This is a genomic window from Burkholderia sp. TSV86 (genome assembly GCF_001522865.1).
Classification (GTDB): Bacteria; Pseudomonadota; Gammaproteobacteria; order Burkholderiales; family Burkholderiaceae; genus Burkholderia.
Genome location: NZ_LOWB01000015.1, coordinates 33,885 through 55,690, shown reverse-complemented (window position 1 = coordinate 55,690; position 21,806 = coordinate 33,885). Strand labels below are relative to the sequence as shown.

The window sequence follows — 21,806 nt, the reverse complement described above, 5'->3', positions numbered from 1 at the left end:
TTACAGAATCCTTATCATTTTTTTAGTAGAGAGCGGCGCGCACTTCAACCTATATCGGTCGTGCTGCGCGCCGCGTCGTCGCTGCTACGCGCGCCGCATCACTGGCACGCTTCGCATTCGTCGAAACCAGGGTCGCCCGGACGCATCGTGCACACCGGACCGTCCGCTTCGATCGGCGCCGCATTCAACGCGCCCGACTGCGCATCACCGCCCGCCGCGCCGAAACCGCCCGCGCCTTGCGCACCGCCCACCGCACCGCCACCGCTCCCCCCCCCGGAAGTCGGCACCGCGTTCAGCGCGCCGTGCGCGACAGTCGATTTCTCGACGTGCGTCGCCGCCATCGTGCGCAGGTAGTAGGTCGTCTTCAGGCCGCGCAGCCAAGCGAGCTTGTAGACCTCGTCGAGCTTCTTGCCCGACGCGCCCGCCATATAAATATTCAGCGACTGCGCCTGGTCGATCCACTTCTGACGGCGCGACGCCGCCTCGACCAGCCACTTCGGATCGACTTCGAACGCGGTCGCGTAGATCGCGCGCAGGTCGGACGGAATCCGATTGATCCGCGACAGCATCCCGTCGAAGTATTTGAGATCGGCGACCATCACCTCATCCCACAAGCCACGCGCCTTCAGGTCGCGCACCAGGTACTCGTTGACGACCGTGAACTCGCCCGACAGGTTCGACTTCACGTACAGGTTCTGAAAGGTCGGCTCGATGCACGCCGACACGCCGATGATGTTCGAGATCGTCGCCGTCGGCGCGATCGCGACGCAGTTCGAGTTGCGCATCCCGAACGAGTCGATCCGCGCGCGCAGCGCCGGCCAGTCAAGCGTCGCGCTCGTGTCGACCTCGACGTAGCCGCCGCGGGCTTCAGTCAAGAGCTTCAGCGTGTCCTGCGGAAGGATGCCCCGGTCCCACAGCGAACCGCGGTAGCTCGAGTAGCGGCCGCGCTCCTCGGCCAGCTCGGTCGACGCGTAGTACGCGTAGTAGCAGACCGCCTCCATCGAGCGGTCGGCGAACTCGACCGCGCCTTCCGACGCATACGGCGTGCGCAGCAGGTGCAGACAGTCCTGGAAGCCCATGATGCCCAGGCCGACCGGCCGGTGCTTCAGATTCGAGTTGCGCGCCTTCGGCACCGCGTAGTAATTGATGTCGATCACGTTGTCGAGCATGCGCATCGCGACGCCGATCGTGCGCTTGAGCTTGTCATGGTCAAGCGCGTAGCTGCCGTCGGCCTGCTTCGCGAGGTGCGCGACCAGGTTCACCGAGCCCAGGTTGCAGACGGCGATCTCGGTGTCGCTCGTGTTCAGCGTGATTTCGGTGCACAGGTTCGACGAGTGGACGACGCCGACGTGCTGTTGCGGCGAGCGCACATTGCACGGGTCCTTGAACGTGATCCACGGGTGACCGGTTTCGAAAAGCATCCCGAGCATCTTGCGCCAGAGCTGCTGCGCCGGAATCTTTTTGAACAGCTTGATCTCGCCGCGCGCGACCTTGTCCTCGTAGGCCAGGTAGGCCGCCTCGAACTCGGCGCCGAACTTGTCGTGCAGATCCGGGCAGGTCGACGGCGAGAACAGCGTCCAGTCGGCGCCCTCCATCACGCGCTTCATGAACAGGTCGGGAATCCAGTTCGCCGTGTTCATGTCGTGCGTGCGGCGGCGATCGTCGCCGGTGTTCTTGCGCAGTTCGAGGAATTCCTCGATGTCGAGGTGCCACGATTCCAGGTACGCGCAGACCGCGCCCTTGCGCTTGCCGCCTTGGTTCACTGCGACGGCCGTATCGTTGACGACCTTCAGGAACGGCACGACGCCCTGCGACTTGCCGTTCGTGCCCTTGATATGCGAACCGAGCGCGCGCACACGGGTCCAGTCGTTGCCGAGGCCGCCCGCGAACTTCGACAGCAGCGCGTTTTCCTTCAGCGCTTCATAAATACCGTCGAGATCGTCGGCAACCGTCGTCAGATAGCACGACGACAACTGCGAGCGGCGGGTACCCGAGTTGAACAGCGTCGGTGTCGAACTCATGAAATCGAAGCTCGACAGCACGTTGTAAAACTCGATCGCGCGCGCCTCACGGTCGATCTCATTGAGCGCGAGGCCCATCGCGACGCGCATGAAGAACGCCTGCGGCATTTCGATGCGCGTGCCGTCGACATGCAGGAAGTAGCGGTCGTACAACGTTTGCAGGCCGAGGTAGCCGAATTGCAGGTCGCGGTTCGCGTCGAGCGCCTCGCCCAGGCGCTTCAGGTCGAACTGCAGCAGCTTGTCGTCGAGCAGCTCGGCTTGGACGCCGCGCTTGATGAACTGCGGGAAGTATTCGACGTAGCGCGTTTCCATTTCGGCCTGCGTCACTTCCTCGCCGAGAATTTCGCGGCGGATCGTGTGCAGCAGAATGCGCGCCGTGACCTGGCTGTACGCCGGGTCCTTCTCGATCATCGTCCGCGCGGCCAGGATCGCCGAATCGTAGACCTGGGTCATCGGCACGCCGTCGTACAGGTTTTTCACCGTCTCCGCGACGATCGGCTCGGCGCTCACCGCATCGCCAAGCCCCGCGCACGCAGATACGACGAGCGCGCGCAGTGCGTTCAGGTCAAGCGGCCGGGTGACACCGTTGTCCATCACGTTGATGCCGCCGCCCCCTTCGTGCGCATCGGCCGCCGCTTCGCTCTCGTGGGCGCGCTCGAGGTGGCGCTTCTCGCGGTACAGCACGTAAGCGCGCGCGACGTTGTGCTCGCCGCCGCGCATCAGCGCAAGCTCGACCTGATCCTGGATATCCTCGATATGGAACGTGCCGCCGTTCGGGCGGCTGCGCACGAGCGCGCGCACGACGGATTGCGTCAATTGTTCGACGAGTTCGCGCACGCGAGCCGATGCGGCGCCTTGCCCGCCGTTGACGGCAAGAAACGCCTTCGTTACCGCGATCGCGATCTTCGTCGGCTCGAACGCCACCACGCTGCCATTACGGCGGATCACCTTGTAGTCGGCATACGTCGTCTGCGGCGCGAGCGCCGGCGCGCCTTGCGCGCTCCCGGCAAAAGAACGGCTCGCCGCGCCCTCGAATTGGGGCGTCGCGTTGTCGGTGGTTTGCATGGGCAAAGCTCCTGGTGTTGGGTGGTGCGAAAGGAGGTGTGGACGCAGCGTGCCGGATCGGTCGCCGGATGCGCTGCACGGAGAATGTCGCGTTCGGCATGGCCGCCGGACGCCGCCGGGGATCAAAAATGCTCCCGATCGACACACTATATCTAGTGCAGTGCTGCTCGATTGGCACCAAGTATAGTGGAGGCATGCGGTAGCGCAAACGAAAAAATTTGCGCGGGACGTATTGACAAGCGCGTTATCGCAGACAGGGCAAGGAAAGGGGCAAGCCGGCGGGCGCGTGAAAAATTTCGACGCGCGGGCTCAGCGCGGCTGATAGGGAAAACGCTGCGCCGCCAAGCCGGCGGCGGCGGCAAAACGCCGCCAGTCGAAGTGCGGCCCCGGATCGGTCTTGCGCGTGGGCGCGATGTCCGCATGCCCGGCGAACGCGTCGATTGGATAGCGTGCGACGAGCGCGCGCGACAGCGCAACGAGCGTCGCGTATTGCCGCTCGTCGAATGCCACATCGTCCGTGCCCTCGAGTTCGATGCCAATCGAAAAATCGTTGCAACGCTCTCGGCCGAGGAAGCTCGATGCGCCAGCATGCCACGCACGCGCGTCACACGACGCGAACTGGATCAGCACGCCGTCGCGCCGGATCAGGAAGTGCGCGGATACTCGCACGCCGCGCAGATGCGCGCCATAAAAAGGATGCGCGTCGCAATCGAGACGATTCTGGAACAGTTCGACAATCGCGTCGCCGCCGAACTCGCCGGGCGGCAGGCTGATGTTGTGGATCACGACGAGCGTCGGCATGACGCCTGCGGGCCGCCCGTCGACGTTCGGCGATGGTTCGCGCCGCGCGCCGGCCACCCAGCCGCCGGCATCGACCGCCCAGCGCGACGCGTCGCTCATGACCGGCCGCGGTGGTTTGCGTGCGCGGCGTGACGCGCCGCGTGCTCCGAGCTGCAGAAATAGTCGCCGCCCGTCGCGACCGCGTCGCTCTTCGGCGCGTGCACGCCGCACTCGGCGCAGCGAACCATCGGCTCGGCCAGCGTGCCGCTATCCGTGGCGGTCGAGCCGCCCGCCCGCGGGCCGCCCGCCGCGCCGCCGGACGCCGTGCCGGCGCCGTCGAAGCCGCCCGGGAACGAACCGCCGCGCGTCTGCACTTGGCGGATCTTTCTCGCAAGCCACGAACTCGCGAAGAACAACAGAATCAGGAGAAGGATTTGTCGCATCGAAAATCAGGTCATCAAACCACAGAACGGTGCAGCAGCACCTCGAGAACAAAACGGCTGCCGACATACGCCAGCAACAGCGCGACGAACGACGCAAGCACCCAGCGCGCGGCGCCGCGGCCGCGCCAGCCGGATGTCTGGTGCGCCACGATGAGCCCGCCGAACATCAGCCAGGACAGCACCGCGAACACGGTCTTGTGATCGAGCTTGAGCGCCGGCGCGCCGATCTGCTCACTGAACAGGATGCCGGACGCCAGCGTGAGCGTGAGCAGCACGAAACCCGCGCCGATCAGCCTGAACAACAGCTTCTCGAGCGTGAGGAGCGGCGGCAGGGTATCGAGCCAGCCGGCAATCCAGCCGGCCGAGTCACGCTGTAACGTATGCAAGCGCCGTTCGACCATCAGCATCAGCACGGCATGCAGCGCGGCGATCGCGAAAAGACCATACGCGACATTCGCAATCAGGAAGTGTGCCTTGAAAAGCGGCGACGCAGCATACGGCAGCACGCGCACGCCACCGAACACGAGCGGCAACAGCGACGCGACGCATGCAAGCGGCAGCACCAGCAGCCGCATCCCGTCGAGCGGAAAAAAGAAGCTCTCGATCCAATAGATACCCGCGCCCAGCCAAAACATGGCCGACAACGCGAACGCAAAGCCGAACATCATCGCATCGCGCGGGAAGATCGTCATGTGCAGCAGCACCCCATGCGCGAGTAGCGCGGCGCCCAGCAGCACGCGCCCGAATCCGCCGATCCCGGCGGCGGCCGGCTCACGAGCCTGCGCGGCGGCGGCAGGTCCGCTCACGACGAGCGGCTGCGCGCCGGCATGGCGCGCCCGCCCGCCCGCCACGGCGAGACCGGCGTATAAAAGCGCGGTGAGGGCATACAGTACAATATCCATGTTCGAAGTTTACACTAGGCCCCCTGCCCGCGACGGCCGGCTTTTCGCCCGACTCGCGCCGGCGGCTTCACTGTCCATCGCTCCCCATGCTCGACAATCTCACCCAACGGATGGCGCGCGTCGTCAAGACGCTGCGCGGCGAAGCCCGGCTCACCGAGGCAAATACCCAGGAGATGCTCCGCGAAGTGCGGCTCGCACTGCTCGAAGCCGACGTCGCGCTGCCCGTCGTGCGCGAATTCATCGCGAAGGTCAAGGAAAAAGCGCTCGGCGAGGACGTGATCAGCAGTCTGTCGCCCGGCCAGGCGCTCGTCGGCGTGGTCCAGAAGGAGCTGATCGCCGTGATCGGCGGCGACTACGAAGGCAAGGCCGCCGAACTCGATCTCGCCGTCACGCCGCCCGCGATCATCCTGATGGCCGGCCTGCAAGGCGCCGGTAAGACGACGACCGCCGGCAAGCTCGCGAAGCTGCTGCGCGAGAAATACAAGAAGAAGGTGCTCACGGTGTCGTGCGACGTCTACCGTCCGGCCGCGATCGCGCAGCTCAAGACGGTGAGTGAGCAGGTCGGCGCCGATTTCTTCCCGTCGACGCCGGAGCAAAAACCCGTCGATATCGGTCTTGCCGCCGTCGATTGGGCCAAGCGCCACTACCACGACGTGCTGATCGTCGATACCGCCGGGCGTCTGGGCATCGACGAGGCGATGATGCAGGAAATCACCGAGCTGCATGCGGCGCTCAAACCGGTGGAGACGCTCTTCGTCGTCGACGCGATGCTCGGCCAGGACGCGGTGAACACCGCGAAGGCGTTCAACGACGCGCTGCCGCTCACCGGCGTCGTGCTGACGAAGCTCGACGGCGACTCGCGCGGCGGCGCGGCGCTGTCGGTGCGTCACGTGACGGGCAAGCCGATCAAGTTCGTCGGTGTCGCAGAGAAACTCGACGGCCTGGAAATCTTCCACCCAGACCGGATGGCGAACCGCATTCTCGGCATGGGCGACATCCTCGCGCTCGTCGAGGAGGCGCAGCGCGGCGTCGATGTCAAGGAAGCGCAGAAACTTGCCGACAAGGTTAAAAAAGGCGGCGATTTCGATCTGAACGATTTCCGCGCGCAAATCTCGCAGATGAAGAAGATGGGCGGACTGTCGACGCTGATGGACAAGCTGCCCGCGCAGTTCCAGCAAGCCGCGGCAGGCGCCGACATGGGCCAGGCGGAAAAGCAGATCCGCCGGATGGAAGGAATCATCAATTCGATGACGCCCGCCGAGCGCGCGAAGCCCGAGATCATCAAGGCGACCCGCAAGCGCCGGATCGCGGCAGGCGCGGGCGTGCCGGTGCAGGAAGTCAACCGGATGCTGAATCAGTACGACCAGATGCGCACGATGATGAAAAAACTCAAAGGCGGAAACCTGCAGAAAATGATGCGCGGCATGAAAGGCATGATACCGGGCCTGCGCTGATACGCGCTGCCCGGCGCACGGGTTTATGCTATTTGCCATGTGCGGGCGCGCGTCGCCCGCGTCCGTTTTACCCTAGTCTGTTCCCGACCGCTCGTCCGAACCCATGAATCGCGAAGAAGCCCTCCATATTTTCAAACACTCCGAAGAGATCGTCTCGGCCGATGCGGTAAGAGCGTCGATCGCCAAGATGGCCGACGACATCCGTGCGCAAATCGGCGACGCGTTTCCTCTCGTGCTGTCGGTAATGGGCGGCGCGGCGGTATTTACCGGGATGCTGTTGCCACACCTCGATTTTCCGCTCGAGTTCGACTATATCCACCTGACCCGCTACCGGAACACGACGCAAGGCAGCCCGGAAATGCATTGGCGGGTTGCGCCGCGCGAATCGGTGAAGGACCGGATCGTGCTCGTGCTCGACGACATCCTCGACGAAGGCGAAACGATGGCCGCGATCCGCGACCGCCTGCTCGAGATGGGCGCGCAGCGGTTTCTGTCCGCCGTGCTGTGCGAGAAAATTCTGACGAAATCGAAGCCGCTGCACCCGGACTTCTGCGGCTTTACGGTGCCGGATCGCTATGTATTCGGCTGCGGGATGGATGCGAAAGGCTACTGGCGCAACCTGCCGGCGATCCGCGCACTCACTGCCGGCGCGTGAGTGACGTTGCCGCGTGCCCGAAAGGCGCCGGCCCGATAAGCGGCTCAGGCGGCCCGCCCAAAACAGGCCGCAATCGGCGCAAACGCCGTTGAACCGCCGCTCCCTCGACACGGCGCCAAATGCTGCCGAAAAAAGCGGCTTCGCATTTCTCGCGAAGCCGCTTTTTTCACCCGCCACCCACGTCGTTCCGGACCATCAGACTGGCCGCCGCTCATCGGCCATCTGCCATCTGCCGCTACAACTGGTGCACGAACGCCCGGACGCCCGCCATCATCATCTCGACCGAAATCGCCACGAGCACAAGCCCCATCAGCCGCTCGAACGCCATCACAGTCCGCTCGCCCAGCCACTGCTGAATTCGTTCGGCCATCACGAGCGTGACCGCGCAGACGAGCATCGTCACCGTTAGCGCGCCCGCCCATTCGAGCGTCTTGCCGGGGGCCTGCGAAGTCAGCAGCATCACTGTCGCAAGCGCTGACGGCCCCGCCAGCGCAGGAATCGCAAGCGGCACGATAAACGGCTCGCCGCCCGCGCGCGGATCATTGCCGAGCGCGCCGTCCGGATGCGGGAAAATCATCCGCAGCGCGATCAGGAACAGCACGATCCCGCCGCCGATCCGCAGCGACAAGTCCGTCAGGCTCATCATTCGCAAAAAGCGATCGCCCACAATCATGAAAAACAGCAGGATCACGAACGCGATCGCCACTTCTCTCAGGATCACCTTCACGCGCCGCTCGCCCGGCACGTCCTTGAGCGCGGCAATGAAAAGCGGGATGTTGCCGAGCGGATCGGTGATCAGGATGAGGAGCACCGTTGCCGACAGAAAATTCGACTCCAACGCGCGCTCCCTTGGCCGTCAGCGCGCGAGCGCCGCGCGCACCTTACCCGCGATCGTCGATGCGGCAGTGTCGGCCGGCAACAGCGTCGCTTCGGTGTCGCGCCGGCCCTGATACTCGAGCTTGCCGTCCTTCAACCCGCGCTCGCCGATCACGAGACGATGCGGCACGCCGATCAGCTCCCAGTCCGCGAACATCACGCCCGGACGCTCGCCGCGATCGTCGAGGATCACGTCGATGCCCGCTGCCGTCAGTTCCGCATACAGCTTGTCGGCCGCTTCGCGCACGGCGTCGCTACGGTCGTAGCCCATCGGGCACAGCACGACCTCGAACGGCGCAATCGCCTCGGGCCAGATGATGCCCTTGTCGTCGAAATTCTGCTCGATCGCCGCGCCGAGAATCCGCGTAATACCGATCCCGTAGCAGCCCATCATCATCGGCTGCGTCTTGCCGGCCTCGTCGATGAACGTCGCGCCCATCGCCTCCGAATACTTCGTGCCGAGCTGAAACACGTGCCCGACCTCGATCCCGCGGCAGATGTCGAGCACGCCCTTGCCGTCCGGCGACGGATCGCCCGCCTTCGCGTTGCGGATGTCGGCGATGACCGGCTCCGGCAGATCGCGGCCCCAATTCACGCCGGCAATGTGATAGTCGACCTCGTTCGCACCGACGACAAAATCGCTCATGTTTGCCACCGTGCGATCGGCGACGACGCGCACCGGCTTCTTCGTGCCGATCGGGCCAAGATAGCCGGGCGGCGTGCCGAACCACTCGACGATCTCCGCTTCGGTCGCGAAGCGGTGCCCCGCAAGCCCCGGCAGTTTCGACGCCTTGATCTCGTTCAAATCGTGATCGCCGCGCAACATCAGCAGCCAAATAGTCGGCTCGGCGCCTTCGTTGTCGGTTGCAAGCACGATCGACTTGATCGTGCGTTCGAGCGGAATGTTCAGCAACGCGGCAACCGCCTCGCACTTCGCCTTGCCCGGCGTCGCAACCTTCGTCATCGCCTCAGCGGGCGCCGCGCGGCTCGCGATGAGCGGCAGCGCCTCGGCCGCCTCGACGTTCGCCGCGAAATCCGACGTCGCGCAATAGGCAAGCGCGTCCTCGCCGGTATCGGCGATCACGTGAAATTCGTGCGAGCCGCTGCCGCCGATCGAACCATTGTCCGCCGCGACCGCACGAAACTCGAGGCCGATGCGCGTGAAGATCCGCACGTAGGCGTCGTACATCTTCTTGTACGACGCTTTCAGGCCGTCCGCGTCCTTGTCGAACGAATACGCATCCTTCATGATGAATTCGCGCCCGCGCATCACGCCGAAGCGCGGACGAATCTCGTCGCGGAATTTCGTTTGGATCTGGTAGAAATTCACCGGCATCTGCCGATAGCTCTTGATCTGGTTGCGCGCGATATCGGTGACGACCTCCTCGTGCGTCGGTCCGATCACGAAATCGTTCTGCTTACGATCCTTGATACGCAACAGCTCCGGGCCATACTGCTCCCAGCGCCCGGATTCCTGCCACAGCTCGGCCGGCTGCACCGCGGGCATCAGCAATTCGATCGCGCCCGCCCGGTTCATCTCCTCGCGCACGATCGCCTCGACCTTGCGAATCGAGCGCAGGCCAATCGGCAGATAATTGTAGATACCGCCAGCCACGCGACGGATCATGCCGGCGCGCACCATCAACTTGTGGCTGACGATTTCGGCGTCGGCGGGTGCTTCCTTCAGGGTGCCGATAAAGAAACGAGAGGCTTTCATGCGAACGGTTCCGATGGCGGCGGCCAACGCGGGCCGCCGGAAAAAGGCTAAAGGTGGATGAACGACTGCGCACGGCATTGAGCGGCGCAGATGACATAGCAGACAAATCGGGGACAGTATAGATGACGCACCTCGCCCGGATTCGCTCCGTTCCGGTGCGCGGCGCCCGTTATCTGTTTATAATCAAAGCAATTTTAAAGGATTCGAAGGTGGTTGTATGCTGGATCGTGAAGGCTTTCGCCCGAACGTCGGCATCATCCTCTTGAACGCGCACAACGAGGTGTTTTGGGGCAAACGGCTTCGCGAGCATTCCTGGCAATTCCCGCAAGGGGGCATCAAGTATGGTGAGACCCCGATGCAGGCAATGTACCGAGAACTGCACGAGGAAACCGGGTTGCGTCCGGAACACGTCAAGGTCATCGGCCGCACTCGCGACTGGTTGCGTTATGAGGTGCCAGACAAGTTCATCAAACGCGAAGTACGTGGGCACTATCGCGGCCAGAAGCAGATCTGGTTCTTGCTGCGAATGGTCGGACGCGATTGCGATATCTGCCTGCGTGCGACGGATCATCCGGAATTCGACGCGTGGCGCTGGAACGAGTACTGGGTGCCGCTCGAGGCTGTGATCGAGTTCAAGCGGGATGTCTATCAGTTGGCGTTGACCGAGTTGTCGCGCTTTCTGCGCCGCCCGGCGCAGCGCGCGGACAAACCGCGTAACCCGCGCACGGTGCGCTACCCGCGCGCCGTGAATGGCTATCCGGCTGCGAGCGCGCCAGCGGCGGTTGACCCGTCCACCGTCTGCTCGGAAATCGAGCCGGGCGCGAACGTGCTCGACGGTCCCCCTCCGCGCCTGATCCTGCGCGACTGACGCGCGCTCGCCTGCCGGAAATGAGAAACATTGACCGGGCGCGGCATTGAAGGATGCCGCGCTTTTTTACGAGGACCGCATATTGAAAGCGATTGCTGTTGCCGTGGCGTCGATTGCCGTGGCCGCCGTGCTGGCGGGCTGCGCCCATTCCAACACCCCGTCCAACAAGGACGACGGCGTGTTCACCTACCTGCTCGACCGCCAGCCGAATTGGACCGAAAACAAGGTCGAGACGCTGCCGCCGCTGCCGCAAACGGGCAACCTTCTGCCATTCAACGTATCGCAAAACACCCCGCTGCAGTTCTTCGTCGACTCGAAGTCACTCGACGTGGGCACCGACGGCATCGTGCGCTACACCATCGTTGTCACGAGCCCCAGCGGCGCGCGCAACGTCAATTACGAAGGCATTCGTTGCGACACGTACGAATGGCGTCAGTACGCAGGCCTGAATGCCGATCACGACGACTGGGACCGCACGGTCGAAACAGATTGGCGACGAATCGAGAACGGCGAACTGAATGCCTATCGCTCGGCGCTCTATCGGGATTATTTCTGCGACAACAAGATACCGGCGGGCCAGACTTCAACGATCCTCGACAATATCCGCCATCACCGCACACGGCTTAGCCAAATCCGCTGATCCGCCGCGCGCCGCTCGTGCCGCCTGCCGGGGGAATCAGGCGAGCACGAGGTTGTCGCGGTGAATCAGCTCCGGCTCAAGCATGTAGCCGAGCACCGTCTCAATCTCGCCGCTCGGCTTGCGTTGGATCAGCTTCGTTTCCGCGCTGCTGTAATTGGTGATCCCACGCGCGACCTCACGCCCCGCCCCGTCGACGCACGCAATCACTTCGCCGCGCGCGAACACGCCCCGCACGTCGATCACGCCGATTGGCAGCAGGCTCTTGCCGCCCACCGTCAGTTTGTCGACCGCGCCCGAATCGATCACCACGTGCCCTCGCACCTGCAAGTGATCGGCCATCCACTGCTTGCGCGCAGCCATCCGCGCGGTACGGGCGATCAATTGGGTGCCGATAGCCTCGCCAGCAGCAAGGCGCACGAGCACATCGGATTCGCGACCGCTCGCAATTACCGTGTTCGCTCCACTGTGGGCCGCGCGCTTCGCCGCGAGAATCTTGGTCAGCATGCCGCCGCGGCCGATGCTCGAGCCCGCGCCGCCTGCCATTGTTTCCAATTCGGGCGCACCGGCGTTCGCCTCCGCAACGAGCGTCGCGCCGGGGTCCTTGCGCGGATCGGCGGTATATAGCCCGGATTGGTCGGTGAGAATGATCAGCGCGTCGCCTTCGATCAGATTCGCCACGAGCGCGCCCAGCGTATCGTTATCGCCGAACTTGATCTCATCGGTAACGACGGTGTCGTTTTCATTGATGATCGGCACGACGCCGAGCGTGAGCAGCGTGAGCAGCGTGGAGCGCGCATTCAGATAACGCTCGCGATCTGCAAGATCGGCATGCGTCAGCAGAATCTGCGCGGTGCGAATGCCATGTTCGGCAAAGCGGCTCTCGTAAACTTGCGCAAGCCCCATCTGCCCGACAGCCGCCGCCGCCTGCAACTCGTCGATTTCGCGCGGCCGCTTGGTCCAGCCAAGACGCTGCATCCCTTCCGCGATCGCTCCCGAGCTGACGAGCACCACCTCCTTGCCCGCGCTGCGCAGCGCGGCGATCTGCGCGGCCCAGCGGCCAATCGCCGCATGGTCGAGTCCGCGGCCGTCGTTGGTGACGAGGCTCGAACCAACCTTGACTACCAGGCGCTTCGAGTCGGCGATGATCGAACGCATCGTGCGCTATCTCCTGTGGAATGCGGCAAATCCGGATAAATGGTTCGCGAATCGTCGCGAATGGAACTGCGCGCGCGCCGAAAATCCGCCGGACAGCGCGCGCCGCCTACCGCCGAACGGTAGATTCAAGACGCGTCCGAGCCGCGCTAGCGTGGCGGCTCGTCGGCAACCGGCGGCAGCGCTTCGCCTACACGAACGTCCGCTGCGCCCACCTCGCGAAACCGCACGTCCGCAGCCAGATTCTCGGCCACTTCGGCACGATGCGCGTCCGAATGCTTGGCCAGGTAGTCGTGGATTGCGTAGACGAGGCTCTCGCAACCCTGCCCCGTCAACGCCGAGATTTCGAAAACCGGGCCAGTCCAACCGAAACGCTCGACGAAATCGGCAACGCGTGCCCGGCGCGCGTCCTCCTGCACCATGTCGAGCTTGTTCAGCACGAGCCAGCGCGGTTTCTCATACAGCGATTCGTCGTATTTCCGCAATTCGCCGACGATCGCTTTCGCTTCGGCGACGGGATCGACGTTCTCGTCGAACGGCGCGAGATCGACGAGATGCAGAAGCAATCCCGTGCGCTGCAAATGACGTAGGAACTGATGGCCGAGGCCCGCGCCTTCCGCCGCGCCTTCAATCAGCCCCGGAATGTCCGCGATCACGAAGCTCTTGCCGGGCCCGACACGCACGACACCCAGATTCGGCGCAAGCGTCGTGAACGGATAGTCGGCGATCTTAGGCTTCGCATTCGACACCGACGCGATGAACGTCGACTTTCCCGCATTCGGCATGCCCAGAAGACCCACGTCCGCAAGCACCTTCAGTTCGAGCTTCAGCATCCGGCGCTCGCCAGGCTTGCCGTCGGTCTTCTGGCGCGGTGCGCGATTCGTGCTGGACTTGAAGTGCAGATTGCCGAGGCCGCCTGCGCCGCCTTTCGCGATGAGCACCTTCTGATCGTGCTCGGTCAAATCGGCGATCAGCTCGCCGGTGTCCATATCGGTGATCATGGTACCGACCGGCATGCGCAGCGTGATATCGTCGCCGCCCTTGCCATAGCAATCGGAACCGCGACCGTTCTCACCGTTGCGCGCCATATGCTTCTTCGCGTACCGGTAATCGATCAGCGTATTGATATTGCGATCCGCAATTACGTAGACGCTGCCGCCGCGACCGCCGTCGCCGCCATCCGGCCCGCCGAACGGAACGAACTTCTCGCGCCGCATCGACGCGCTGCCATCGCCTCCATCTCCGGCGATAACCTCGATTCGCGCTTCGTCAATGAACTTCATCCGTCACTCCGTCCGGTATCCAATAATAGCTGCACGTTTTCGCTATTGTGCCGCGTGCCGTTACGCTTGACCAATCGGCCGAACGGCTAATGTCGCGCCCGCGAAGCGCCGCGCGCAAAATAAAAAAGGCCCCGCTGAAACCGCGGGGCCTTTGTGGCTACGAAGCCCGTCGCGCCTGAATTCAGGCAGCGGCCGGAACGACGATGACCGTATGCTTCTTGTCCGCGCCCTTCGTCGCGAACTTCACGTGGCCGTCGACCAGCGCAAACAGGGTGTGATCCTTGCCCATGCCGACGTTCTCGCCAGCGTGCATGCGCGTGCCGCGCTGACGCACGATGATGCCGCCGGCGTTGATCGCCTGGCCGCCGTACACTTTCACGCCGAGACGTTTCGACTCGGAGTCGCGGCCGTTCCGGGACGAGCCGCCTGCCTTTTTGTGTGCCATCTGATTGCTCCTTTACCGAGACGCTTACGCGTTGATCGCGTCGATGCGCAGCTCAGTGTAGTTCTGGCGGTGGCCGCCGTGCTTTTGGTAGTGCTTCCGGCGACGCATCTTGAAGATGGTGACCTTGGCGTGACGACCGTGCGACACGACGGTGGCCTTGACGGAAGCCCCACTGACCAGCGGTGTACCGAACTTGATCGATTCACCTTCGCCCACTGCGAGAACCTGGTCGAGCGTGATTTCTGCGTCAATGTCAGCCGGTATCTGTTCTACTTTCAGTTTTTCGCCAACGGCAACCTTGTACTGCTTGCCGCCGGTTTTTATGACCGCGTACATTGAAAACCTCACTCTGGATCCATTTTTCCGCACACCGTGCACGGAAAACGCGTGATTATACATAGGGTTAGCGCTTCAGTCAAAGCAAACCGCCGAATCCCGCCCGCGCAGGCATGACGCACATCGGCCAAACGGCCGAAATACCAGCAAAAGCGCTGCACAACGACCCGGCTCGACGACGATTCGCCTTATAATCCGCGGCACTACCCATATCCATCATCATGTCGTCGACTGCCACCCCCTCCCTCAGCGCCGCCCACCTGCTCGCCCCGATCGTCAACGATATGGAGCAGGTAAACCGCGTCATCCGGCAAAGCCTCGCGTCAGACGTGCTGCTGATCAATCAGATCGCCGAATACATCATCGGTGCGGGCGGCAAGCGGCTGCGGCCAGCGCTTCTGCTGCTCGTCGCGGGCGCACTCGGCGAAAACACGAGCCATCGGCACGTGCTCGCGGCCGTCGTCGAGTTCATTCATACGGCGACGCTGCTGCACGACGACGTCGTCGACGAATCGGAATTGCGGCGCGGCCGTAAGACCGCGAATGCGCTGTTCGGCAATGCGGCGAGCGTTCTCGTCGGAGATTACCTCTACTCGCGTTCGTTCGAGATGATGGTGGGTGTCGGAAAAATGCGCGTGATGGAGATTCTGTCGGAAGCAACGACGATCATCTCCGAAGGCGAGGTGTTGCAGTTGCTGAACATGCACGATGCCGACGTCGACGAAACCCGCTACATGCAGGTGATTCGCTATAAAACCGCGAAGTTGTTCGAAGCGTCCGCGCGACTCGGCGCCGTGCTCGCGGGCGCCGACGCGCGCACGGAAGCCGCCGCGGCCGAATACGGCCGCCGGATCGGCACCGCGTTCCAGATCATGGACGATTGGCTCGACTACGCGGGCACTGCGGAATCGATGGGCAAGAACGCCGGCGATGACTTGCGCGAAGGCAAGCCGACGCTGCCTCTCATTTATTTGATCGAGCGCGGCACACAGGAGCAGGCAGTACTCGCGCGCGAAGCGATCGAACAGGGCGGCACCGATCGGTTCGAAACGATCTTCGACGCGATCACACGCTCGGGCGCGCTCGATCACACGCTGGAATGCGCACGCCAAGAAGCTCAAGCGGCCGCCACTGCAATTTCGTCGTTTCCCTCTTCCATTTTCAAAGAGAGCCTGCTAGAATTATGCTCTTACTCGACGTCACGCCAGTCTTGATTTGGACTAAAGTGACCACGCAGTATGAATCGAGTCAAATCGGGGTGTAGCTTAGCCTGGTAGAGCGCTACGTTCGGGACGTAGAGGCCGGAGGTTCGAATCCTCTCACCCCGACCAGATTTTGAAAAAACCGCGCATCCAATGCGCGGTTTTTTTTTCGCCGTTCCCGCATGTCGTCGGCCGGTTCGCCGCCGGCTGCCGCGCAAAACCAGCGCCGCGCGCTCGCGCCAAATCCGCGCGCGCCCCTCTGCTATAGTCTTCCCCATTCCTGTTCATTCACCGACTTTCCACGCGTGGACCAAATTCCCTTATGGGCGCAAATCGGCGCCGTCTTCCTGCTTCTTCTCTGCTCCAGCTTCTTCTCCATTTCCGAAACCGCGATGATGGCGCTCAACCGTCATCGGCTCAAACACCTCGCCACCCAAGGCGCGCTCGGCGCGAAGACGACGCAAGGGTTGCTTGCGCGAACCGATCAACTCCTCAGCGTGGTTCTGATCGGCAACAATCTGTTCAACACGATCATCCCGGTATTGACGACGTCGATCGCGCTACGCACGTTCGGCCATGACAACCTCGTGCTGTCGATCGCGACGGGAATCGTTGCGTTCCTCATCATCGTGTTCGCCGAAATCACGCCGAAAATCGTCGGCGCGACGTTCCCCGAGCGGATCGCATTGCCCGCCAGCATCGTCATCGCACCGCTGATGCGGGTGCTGATGCCGATCGTATGGTTCGTCAACGCGCTGTCCGGCACCATCCTCGCCACGCTGCGCATCAACACGAAGGCAGGCCGAGACCAGCGGCTGTCGGCGGAGGAACTGCGCACGCTCGTGCTCGAATCCGCGAGTTTCATGCCGACCAAGCACCGCAGCATCCTGCTCAACCTGTTCGATCTGGAGAACATCACCGTCGACGACGTGATGATTCCGCGCCGCCAGATCGAAGCGCTGAACATCCTCGCACCGCTCGACGACGTGCTGCACCAGATCGAGACCTGTTATCACAACCGGCTCGTCGTCTACGAAGGGGATATCGAGCGCGTGCTCGGCGTGCTGCACGTGCGCAAGACGCTTGCCGCGCTTCACAACCAGGATTTCGATCGCGCGACGCTGCGCGAGTTGCTCACCGAGCCGTACTATGTGCCATCCGGCACGCCCGTCTACCAGCAATTGCAGTACTTCCAGGAAAGCCGCCAGCGCACGGCGCTCGTTGTCAACGAGTACGGCGAACTCGAAGGGCTCGTCACGCCGGAGGACATCATCGAGGAGCTGATCGGCGAATTCACGACGACGATGCCGAAAAGCGAAGGCTCGAAGGGCGGCTGGGACGAAAACGGCGAATGCATCGTCGCGGGCAGCATGCCGTTGCGCGAACTGAACCGCTGGCTCCACCTGGATCTGCCGACGACGGGCCCGAAAACGCTTAACGGGCTCATTCTCGAAGTGCTCGAGGAAATTCCGGAAGGCGACGTCTGCTTGAAGATCGGCAACGTAATGATTGAAGTGATGCGCAGCGACGATCAGGGTGTACGCACGGTCAAACTGTTCCAGCCCCGCATGCCGCGCGGCCCAGGGCACTCACGAGCCATGTAACGCGCCCCGTCGTCCCGGCTTTGGCCGAACGGCCGACTGGCCGCCTGATGCGCGCCACGCGATGATTCTCTCATCGCGTCGAACAGGCGGCCTTGGGCCGGAGCCAATGTCTGTCAGGTCTTCTCCTTTCTTTTCCGCATGGCCGGACCGTGCGGCGCCGGCATCGCCACCGCAAGCGGCGGCCTCCTCCACCGCGCCTCTTGCCACTTCCCGGCCGCGCGCCGCGAAATTCGACGATGACGCACCAGCCATTGGCGCCGTCGCCGATATGCTGCGCACGGCACACGAGCGCAATGCGTCGGACATCCACGTCGAGCCCTGTGAATCGGGCTGGCGTGTGCGGCTGCGAATCGACGGGGTGCTGCATGAGCTCGCGCGGCCGCCCGCCCATCTGCGCGATGCGTGCGTGACGCGGATCAAGGTACTCGCGCGAATGGACATCGCCGAGCGCCGCGTGCCACAGGATGGCCGGCTGCGGCTTGCGCCGGCGCCGGGGCTCTGCTGCGACTACCGAGTCAGTTCATTGCCGACGCTGCATGGCGAAAAACTCGTGCTGCGACGTCTGGAAACACTGCCCGCCGCGCTGTCGCTCACCGCGCTCGGCTTCGACACCGCCCAGGCACGCACCGTCGAAGCAGCGATCCGGGCGCCACATGGCCTCATTCTGGTGACCGGGCCCACCGGCAGCGGCAAAACGTTGTCGCTGTATTGCTTCCTTCAGCAATTGAACGACGCATCGCGCAACATCTGCACGGTCGAGGACCCGGCCGAGATCGAACTCGATGGCATCAATCAGGTAGGGGTGCGGGAAAAAGCGGGCCTGACGTTTGCGGTCGCGCTGCGCGCGTTCCTTCGCCAGGATCCCGACGTGATCATGGTCGGTGAGATTCGCGATGCGCAAACCGCCGATGTCGCGCTCAAAGCCGCGCAAACTGGCCATCTGGTGTTATCGACACTGCATACGAACGATGCGCCGGCAGCGGTCACGAGGCTGCTCGACATCGGCGTCGCACCATACAACCTCGCCGCTGCGTTGAGACTCGTGACCGCGCAACGGCTGGTGAGGCGCCTTTGCACCGCGTGTCGCGCGCCCGCCGATGCGTCGCGCGACGCGCTGCGCGCGGCCGGCATCGCCGCGGCGTCGCTCGATGCCGGCTGGCGGCCGTATACCGCGAGAGGCTGCGCCGAGTGTCATGGCATCGGCTACAAGGGGCGCGTGGGTATTCATCAGGTGATGCCGCTGTCAGCCGAGCAACGCGACTTGATCAGCGCTCACGCAAGCGGCGCCGAACTTACGCGCCAAGCCCGTTCCGAAGGCATGGCGAGCTTGCGCGAAGCCGCGCTCATCCGCGTGCGCGATGGCTCCACAAGCCTGGACGAAGCACTTGATGCAACCGAGGCCTCCGAATGAATACGCGCAGTCCTGCGCCGAGCGAAGCCCGTTATCGCTGGGTAGGCGTGACGGCGGACGGCGCACGCCGGCGCGGCGTGCTGATTGCCGTCGATTCGGGCACCGCGCGCGCGGCACTCAAGCGCACCGGCATTACCGTGCTGCACCTCGAAGCCCGCGGTACGGCGCCGCCCCCGGCAGTGCGCACGCACGAGATCACGCGCTTCACGCGCCAACTCGCCGGGCTCCTGCACGCTGGGCTGGCGCTCGCACCGTCACTCGAATTGCTGGCACGCACGAACGCGTCCCGGCAGCGCAGCGCGATACCTCGCATCGCGGCGGGGTTGGCGCGCGAGATCGTCGCAGGTCGGCAATTCTCGGCCGCATTGGACCGCTATCCGCGTCCGTTCGATCCACTGTTGCGCCAGCTCGTCGCGGTCGGCGAGACGGCGGGCGCACTCGCCGCCGTGCTCGCACGGATCGCCGAGGATCGCGAACGCGCCGCCGCCCAATATGCGCGGGTCAGAGGGGCGCTCGCCTATCCGGTGGCAGTGCTGCTGTTCGCGCTCGCGCTGACTGCGGCGCTGCTGATCTGGGTCGTACCGACCTTCGAGCAGATTTTCTCCGGCTTCGGCACCGCCCTGCCCGCACCGACCCGCTTCATCCTGGCGCTATCGGCCGGCGTGACACGCATGAGTGTGCCGGTCGGCATTGCCGTGGCGCTCGTCTGCGCCGCAATGCGTCACGCCACGCGCCGCTCCGCAGCCGTCCGCGTCGCACTCGCACGGGCGCTACTGCGCATGCCGCTTGCCGGGCCGCTGCTGCGCACGCTCGCCGCCGCCCGCTGGAGTCGCGCGCTCGGCACGTTGCTCGCCGCTGGCACGCCGCTTGCCGATGCGCTCGCCGCTTTGTCGCATGTAAGCGGCAATGTGCTCTTCGATCGCGCAACAGCCGGGATTGCCGCGCGCCTGCAGCGCGGCGAGCGGCTCGCCCAGGCGATGCGGGCCGAAGGCTGTTTTCCCGACGATGTCGTGCAACCCATCTCGGTCGCCGAAGAATCCGGCACGCTCGATATGATGTTGCTCGATATCGCGACACTCTGCGACCGGCGGATCGACGACCAGATCGGCATGATCGCGCACCTGTGCGAGCCTGTTGTGATCGTCGTGCTGGGCGCGCTCATCGGCGCGCTGGTGATCGCGATGTATCTGCCGATCGTTCAGCTCGGTAACGTGGTGTAGCATCGCAGCCGAATCCGACTCCATTAACCATGACGACCGCCTTGATCACGTCCAACCCGCTTCTTCCCGATCCGGCAACGCAAGCGCCCTTCGCGCTGCTCGCCGCATTCGCGGCGCTTCCGTCGGGCGCGCAGTATGCATTCGCGATCGTGTTCGGTCTTGTCGTCGGCAGCTTCGTCAACGTGGTCGCGCACCGGCTGCCGATCATGATGAAACGCGCGTGGCTCGCGGAAATAGCCGAAGCAACGGGCGAGCCGCCTGCCGCCGACGGCCTGCCGCCGCGCTACAACCTGTGGGTGCCGCGCAGCGCCTGCCCAAGCTGCGGCCATGTGCTGCGCGCCTGGGAAAACATCCCAGTGCTCAGCTATATCGTGCTGCGCGGCCGCTGTAGCCACTGTCAAGCGGCCATCGGCCTGCGCTATCCGCTGGTGGAACTCGCGGCCGCCGCGCTCGCGGCCGCCGCGCTCTCCCTTTTCGGGCCAAGCGGCGCGGCGCTCGCCGCATTCGGCCTGTGCGTGGCGCTGCTCGCGATGAGCGCGATCGACATGCAAACCGGCTTCCTGCCCGATTCGCTGACGCTGCCGCTTCTTTGGGCCGGCCTGTGCGTCAATCTGTGGGGCATGTTCACCGGCTTGCGCGCCGCTGTTATTGGCGCGATTGCCGGCTATCTGTTCCTTTGGTGCGTTCTGTGGCTCTTCAAACTGTTGCGCGGCATCGAAGGCATCGGCTACGGCGATCTGAAGCTCCTTGCCGCGCTCGGTGCGTGGCTCGGCTGGGAAGCGTTGCCGCAGGTCGTATTGATCGCCGCCGTGGCCGGCGCAACGGTCGGCCTCGTCGCGACTTGGCGCGGCCGCATGCGATTCGAAGAGCCGCTGCCATTCGGCCCGTTTCTTGCGATCGGCGGTGCCGCCACGCTTTTTTGCGGAACGCCGTTTTACTTGCTGCTTGGAGGCTGACCTATGTTCTCGGTGGGATTGACGGGTGGAATCGGCAGCGGCAAGACAACGATCGCGAATCTGCTCGGCTCGCTCGGCGCGTCGATTGTCGACACTGACCTCATCGCGCACCACATCACCGCTGCACACGGCTCCGCGATGCCGCTTATCGCGCGCGAGTTCGGCGCGGCGTTCGTCGCCGCCGACGGCTCGCTCGACCGCGCGAAAATGCGCGCACTGGTCTTCAGCGACGAAGGGGCGCGCAAGCGCCTTGAAGCCATCACTCATCCGCTGATTCGCGACGAAACCGAACGCGAGGCGAACGCGGCGCAAGGCGCTTACGTCGTGCTCGTCGTACCGCTGCTCGTCGAATCCGGCACATGGAAAGCACGCGTGGACCGCGTGCTCGTGGTCGACTGCGCAGTGGACACGCAAATCGCGCGCGTGATGCGCCGCAACGGCTTCACGCGCGAGCAGGTCGAGGCGATCATCGCTCGGCAGGCGTCGCGCAGCGTCAGGCTGGCGGCGGCCGACGACGTGATCGTCAACGACCACACGTCGCATCGGCAACTCGAAGCCGAAGTCGCCGCGCTGCACCAACGCTATCTCGCTTTCGCCGCCACCCGCTGACGTATAACCAACGTGCGCCAGGCGGCGGGCTGAGCCCCTCGCCACGGGCACCGTCACGAACGCCCTCATTGTCATGCGTCCCGAAATGGTCCGATTGCTAGGGTAGACCGTGAGCATTAGAATGTCCCTGCAATTTCGGTCATCCCCAACGCGAGAGGCGAGCGCGC

20 protein-coding genes and 1 tRNA gene are annotated in these 21,806 nt (G+C 64.0%); 11 read left to right on the top strand and 10 right to left on the bottom strand.

What is annotated here, in order from left to right:
- Window positions 1-98: 98 nt before the first annotated feature.
- From WS68_RS00950 to WS68_RS00935, 4 genes are all read right to left on the bottom strand, one after another.
- Entirely contained in the window at window positions 99-3,086 is a 2,988-nt protein-coding gene (locus tag WS68_RS00950; RefSeq protein ID WP_059569024.1) for a ribonucleoside-diphosphate reductase subunit alpha, read from the bottom strand.
- A gap of 309 nt (window positions 3,087-3,395) precedes the next feature.
- The gene (gene ampD, locus WS68_RS00945; RefSeq protein WP_059569023.1) at window positions 3,396-3,986 is read right to left on the bottom strand and encodes a 1,6-anhydro-N-acetylmuramyl-L-alanine amidase AmpD; all 591 of its coding nucleotides are present in this window, start codon (window positions 3,984-3,986) and stop codon (window positions 3,396-3,398) included.
- Entirely contained in the window at window positions 3,983-4,309 is a 327-nt protein-coding gene (locus WS68_RS00940; protein ID WP_059569022.1) for a PP0621 family protein, read from the bottom strand. Before WS68_RS00940 ends, ampD begins: the two co-directional genes overlap by 4 nt.
- A gap of 14 nt (window positions 4,310-4,323) precedes the next feature.
- Window positions 4,324-5,211, bottom strand: coding sequence for a cytochrome C assembly family protein (locus tag WS68_RS00935; protein ID WP_059569021.1), 888 nt, complete (start codon window positions 5,209-5,211; stop codon window positions 4,324-4,326).
- 86 nt (window positions 5,212-5,297) lie between these two features.
- On the opposite strand from WS68_RS00935, the gene ffh reads away from it, so the two are divergent.
- Window positions 5,298-6,665 (top strand): signal recognition particle protein, encoded by a 1,368-nt coding sequence (ffh, locus tag WS68_RS00930; RefSeq protein ID WP_059569020.1) that lies wholly within the window; start codon window positions 5,298-5,300, stop codon window positions 6,663-6,665.
- A gap of 103 nt (window positions 6,666-6,768) precedes the next feature.
- Window positions 6,769-7,320 carry a hypoxanthine-guanine phosphoribosyltransferase gene (locus WS68_RS00925; RefSeq protein WP_059569019.1) on the top strand — a complete coding sequence of 184 codons (552 nt, stop codon included), beginning with the start codon at window positions 6,769-6,771 and terminating at the stop codon, window positions 7,318-7,320.
- Between the two features lie 235 nt (window positions 7,321-7,555).
- Here WS68_RS00925 and WS68_RS00920 read toward each other — a convergent pair whose 3' ends face one another.
- Both WS68_RS00920 and WS68_RS00915 read right to left on the bottom strand, forming a co-directional pair.
- Window positions 7,556-8,158: a MarC family protein gene (locus WS68_RS00920; protein ID WP_059569018.1), complete on the bottom strand. Its 603-nt coding sequence runs from the start codon at window positions 8,156-8,158 to the stop codon at window positions 7,556-7,558.
- An 18-nt stretch (window positions 8,159-8,176) separates the two neighbouring features.
- Complete coding sequence (locus WS68_RS00915) at window positions 8,177-9,913, bottom strand: proline--tRNA ligase (RefSeq protein ID WP_059569017.1); 1,737 nt, start codon at window positions 9,911-9,913, stop codon at window positions 8,177-8,179.
- Window positions 9,914-10,130: 217 nt separating this feature from the next.
- Between WS68_RS00915 and WS68_RS00910 the strand changes: the two genes are divergently transcribed.
- Both WS68_RS00910 and WS68_RS00905 read left to right on the top strand, forming a co-directional pair.
- Window positions 10,131-10,781: an RNA pyrophosphohydrolase gene (locus tag WS68_RS00910; RefSeq protein WP_059569016.1), complete on the top strand. Its 651-nt coding sequence runs from the start codon at window positions 10,131-10,133 to the stop codon at window positions 10,779-10,781.
- 82 nt (window positions 10,782-10,863) lie between these two features.
- Window positions 10,864-11,421 (top strand): CNP1-like family protein, encoded by a 558-nt coding sequence (locus tag WS68_RS00905; RefSeq protein WP_059569168.1) that lies wholly within the window; start codon window positions 10,864-10,866, stop codon window positions 11,419-11,421.
- A gap of 36 nt (window positions 11,422-11,457) precedes the next feature.
- Here WS68_RS00905 and proB read toward each other — a convergent pair whose 3' ends face one another.
- The 4 genes from proB to rplU form a co-directional block, all read right to left on the bottom strand.
- Window positions 11,458-12,576, bottom strand: a complete 1,119-nt coding sequence (gene proB, locus WS68_RS00900; RefSeq protein WP_059569015.1) for a glutamate 5-kinase — start codon at window positions 12,574-12,576, stop codon at window positions 11,458-11,460.
- A gap of 146 nt (window positions 12,577-12,722) precedes the next feature.
- The gene (gene cgtA, locus WS68_RS00895) at window positions 12,723-13,856 is read right to left on the bottom strand and encodes an Obg family GTPase CgtA (RefSeq protein ID WP_059569014.1); all 1,134 of its coding nucleotides are present in this window, start codon (window positions 13,854-13,856) and stop codon (window positions 12,723-12,725) included.
- A 181-nt stretch (window positions 13,857-14,037) separates the two neighbouring features.
- Window positions 14,038-14,301: a 50S ribosomal protein L27 gene (gene rpmA, locus WS68_RS00890; RefSeq protein WP_006400419.1), complete on the bottom strand. Its 264-nt coding sequence runs from the start codon at window positions 14,299-14,301 to the stop codon at window positions 14,038-14,040.
- A gap of 24 nt (window positions 14,302-14,325) precedes the next feature.
- Complete coding sequence (gene rplU / locus WS68_RS00885) at window positions 14,326-14,637, bottom strand: 50S ribosomal protein L21 (protein WP_006025184.1); 312 nt, start codon at window positions 14,635-14,637, stop codon at window positions 14,326-14,328.
- A 221-nt stretch (window positions 14,638-14,858) separates the two neighbouring features.
- On the opposite strand from rplU, the gene WS68_RS00875 reads away from it, so the two are divergent.
- From WS68_RS00875 to coaE, 7 genes are all read left to right on the top strand, one after another.
- Window positions 14,859-15,851, top strand: a complete 993-nt coding sequence (locus tag WS68_RS00875) for a polyprenyl synthetase family protein (RefSeq protein WP_059569013.1) — start codon at window positions 14,859-14,861, stop codon at window positions 15,849-15,851.
- 40 nt (window positions 15,852-15,891) lie between these two features.
- Window positions 15,892-15,968: transfer RNA gene (locus WS68_RS00870), tRNA-Pro, on the top strand.
- Window positions 15,969-16,144: 176 nt separating this feature from the next.
- Entirely contained in the window at window positions 16,145-17,443 is a 1,299-nt protein-coding gene (locus WS68_RS00865; protein WP_059569166.1) for an HlyC/CorC family transporter, read from the top strand.
- Between the two features lie 106 nt (window positions 17,444-17,549).
- Window positions 17,550-18,854: a GspE/PulE family protein gene (locus WS68_RS00860; RefSeq protein ID WP_082709735.1), complete on the top strand. Its 1,305-nt coding sequence runs from the start codon at window positions 17,550-17,552 to the stop codon at window positions 18,852-18,854.
- A complete protein-coding gene (locus WS68_RS00855) occupies window positions 18,851-20,074 on the top strand; it encodes a type II secretion system F family protein (RefSeq protein ID WP_059569012.1) in 1,224 nt (407 codons plus the stop codon). Before WS68_RS00860 ends, WS68_RS00855 begins: the two co-directional genes overlap by 4 nt.
- Before the next feature lie 44 nt (window positions 20,075-20,118).
- Window positions 20,119-21,030 carry a prepilin peptidase gene (locus tag WS68_RS00850; RefSeq protein ID WP_059569164.1) on the top strand — a complete coding sequence of 304 codons (912 nt, stop codon included), beginning with the start codon at window positions 20,119-20,121 and terminating at the stop codon, window positions 21,028-21,030.
- Window positions 21,031-21,033: 3 nt separating this feature from the next.
- On the top strand, window positions 21,034-21,639 hold the full coding sequence (coaE, locus tag WS68_RS00845; RefSeq protein WP_059569011.1) for a dephospho-CoA kinase: 606 nt from the start codon (window positions 21,034-21,036) through the stop codon (window positions 21,637-21,639).
- Window positions 21,640-21,806: the final 167 nt, after the last annotated feature.

What these genes read in the sequence shown, in the direction of transcription:
- WS68_RS00860 (WP_082709735.1), top strand. Translation starts at nt 17,550, where the DNA reads ATGTCTGTCAGGTCTTCTCCTTTCTTTTCCGCATGGCCGGACCGTGCG.
- WS68_RS00950 (WP_059569024.1), bottom strand. Translation starts at nt 3,086, where the DNA reads ATGCAAACCACCGACAACGCGACGCCCCAATTCGAGGGCGCGGCGAGC.
- coaE (WP_059569011.1), top strand. Translation starts at nt 21,034, where the DNA reads ATGTTCTCGGTGGGATTGACGGGTGGAATCGGCAGCGGCAAGACAACG.
- ffh (WP_059569020.1), top strand. Translation starts at nt 5,298, where the DNA reads ATGCTCGACAATCTCACCCAACGGATGGCGCGCGTCGTCAAGACGCTG.
- WS68_RS00910 (WP_059569016.1), top strand. Translation starts at nt 10,131, where the DNA reads ATGCTGGATCGTGAAGGCTTTCGCCCGAACGTCGGCATCATCCTCTTG.
- rplU (WP_006025184.1), bottom strand. Translation starts at nt 14,637, where the DNA reads ATGTACGCGGTCATAAAAACCGGCGGCAAGCAGTACAAGGTTGCCGTT.
- rpmA (WP_006400419.1), bottom strand. Translation starts at nt 14,301, where the DNA reads ATGGCACACAAAAAGGCAGGCGGCTCGTCCCGGAACGGCCGCGACTCC.
- WS68_RS00925 (WP_059569019.1), top strand. Translation starts at nt 6,769, where the DNA reads ATGAATCGCGAAGAAGCCCTCCATATTTTCAAACACTCCGAAGAGATC.
- WS68_RS00915 (WP_059569017.1), bottom strand. Translation starts at nt 9,913, where the DNA reads ATGAAAGCCTCTCGTTTCTTTATCGGCACCCTGAAGGAAGCACCCGCC.
- proB (WP_059569015.1), bottom strand. Translation starts at nt 12,576, where the DNA reads ATGCGTTCGATCATCGCCGACTCGAAGCGCCTGGTAGTCAAGGTTGGT.
- WS68_RS00935 (WP_059569021.1), bottom strand. Translation starts at nt 5,211, where the DNA reads ATGGATATTGTACTGTATGCCCTCACCGCGCTTTTATACGCCGGTCTC.
- WS68_RS00855 (WP_059569012.1), top strand. Translation starts at nt 18,851, where the DNA reads ATGAATACGCGCAGTCCTGCGCCGAGCGAAGCCCGTTATCGCTGGGTA.
- WS68_RS00875 (WP_059569013.1), top strand. Translation starts at nt 14,859, where the DNA reads ATGTCGTCGACTGCCACCCCCTCCCTCAGCGCCGCCCACCTGCTCGCC.
- cgtA (WP_059569014.1), bottom strand. Translation starts at nt 13,856, where the DNA reads ATGAAGTTCATTGACGAAGCGCGAATCGAGGTTATCGCCGGAGATGGA.
- ampD (WP_059569023.1), bottom strand. Translation starts at nt 3,986, where the DNA reads ATGAGCGACGCGTCGCGCTGGGCGGTCGATGCCGGCGGCTGGGTGGCC.
- WS68_RS00940 (WP_059569022.1), bottom strand. Translation starts at nt 4,309, where the DNA reads ATGCGACAAATCCTTCTCCTGATTCTGTTGTTCTTCGCGAGTTCGTGG.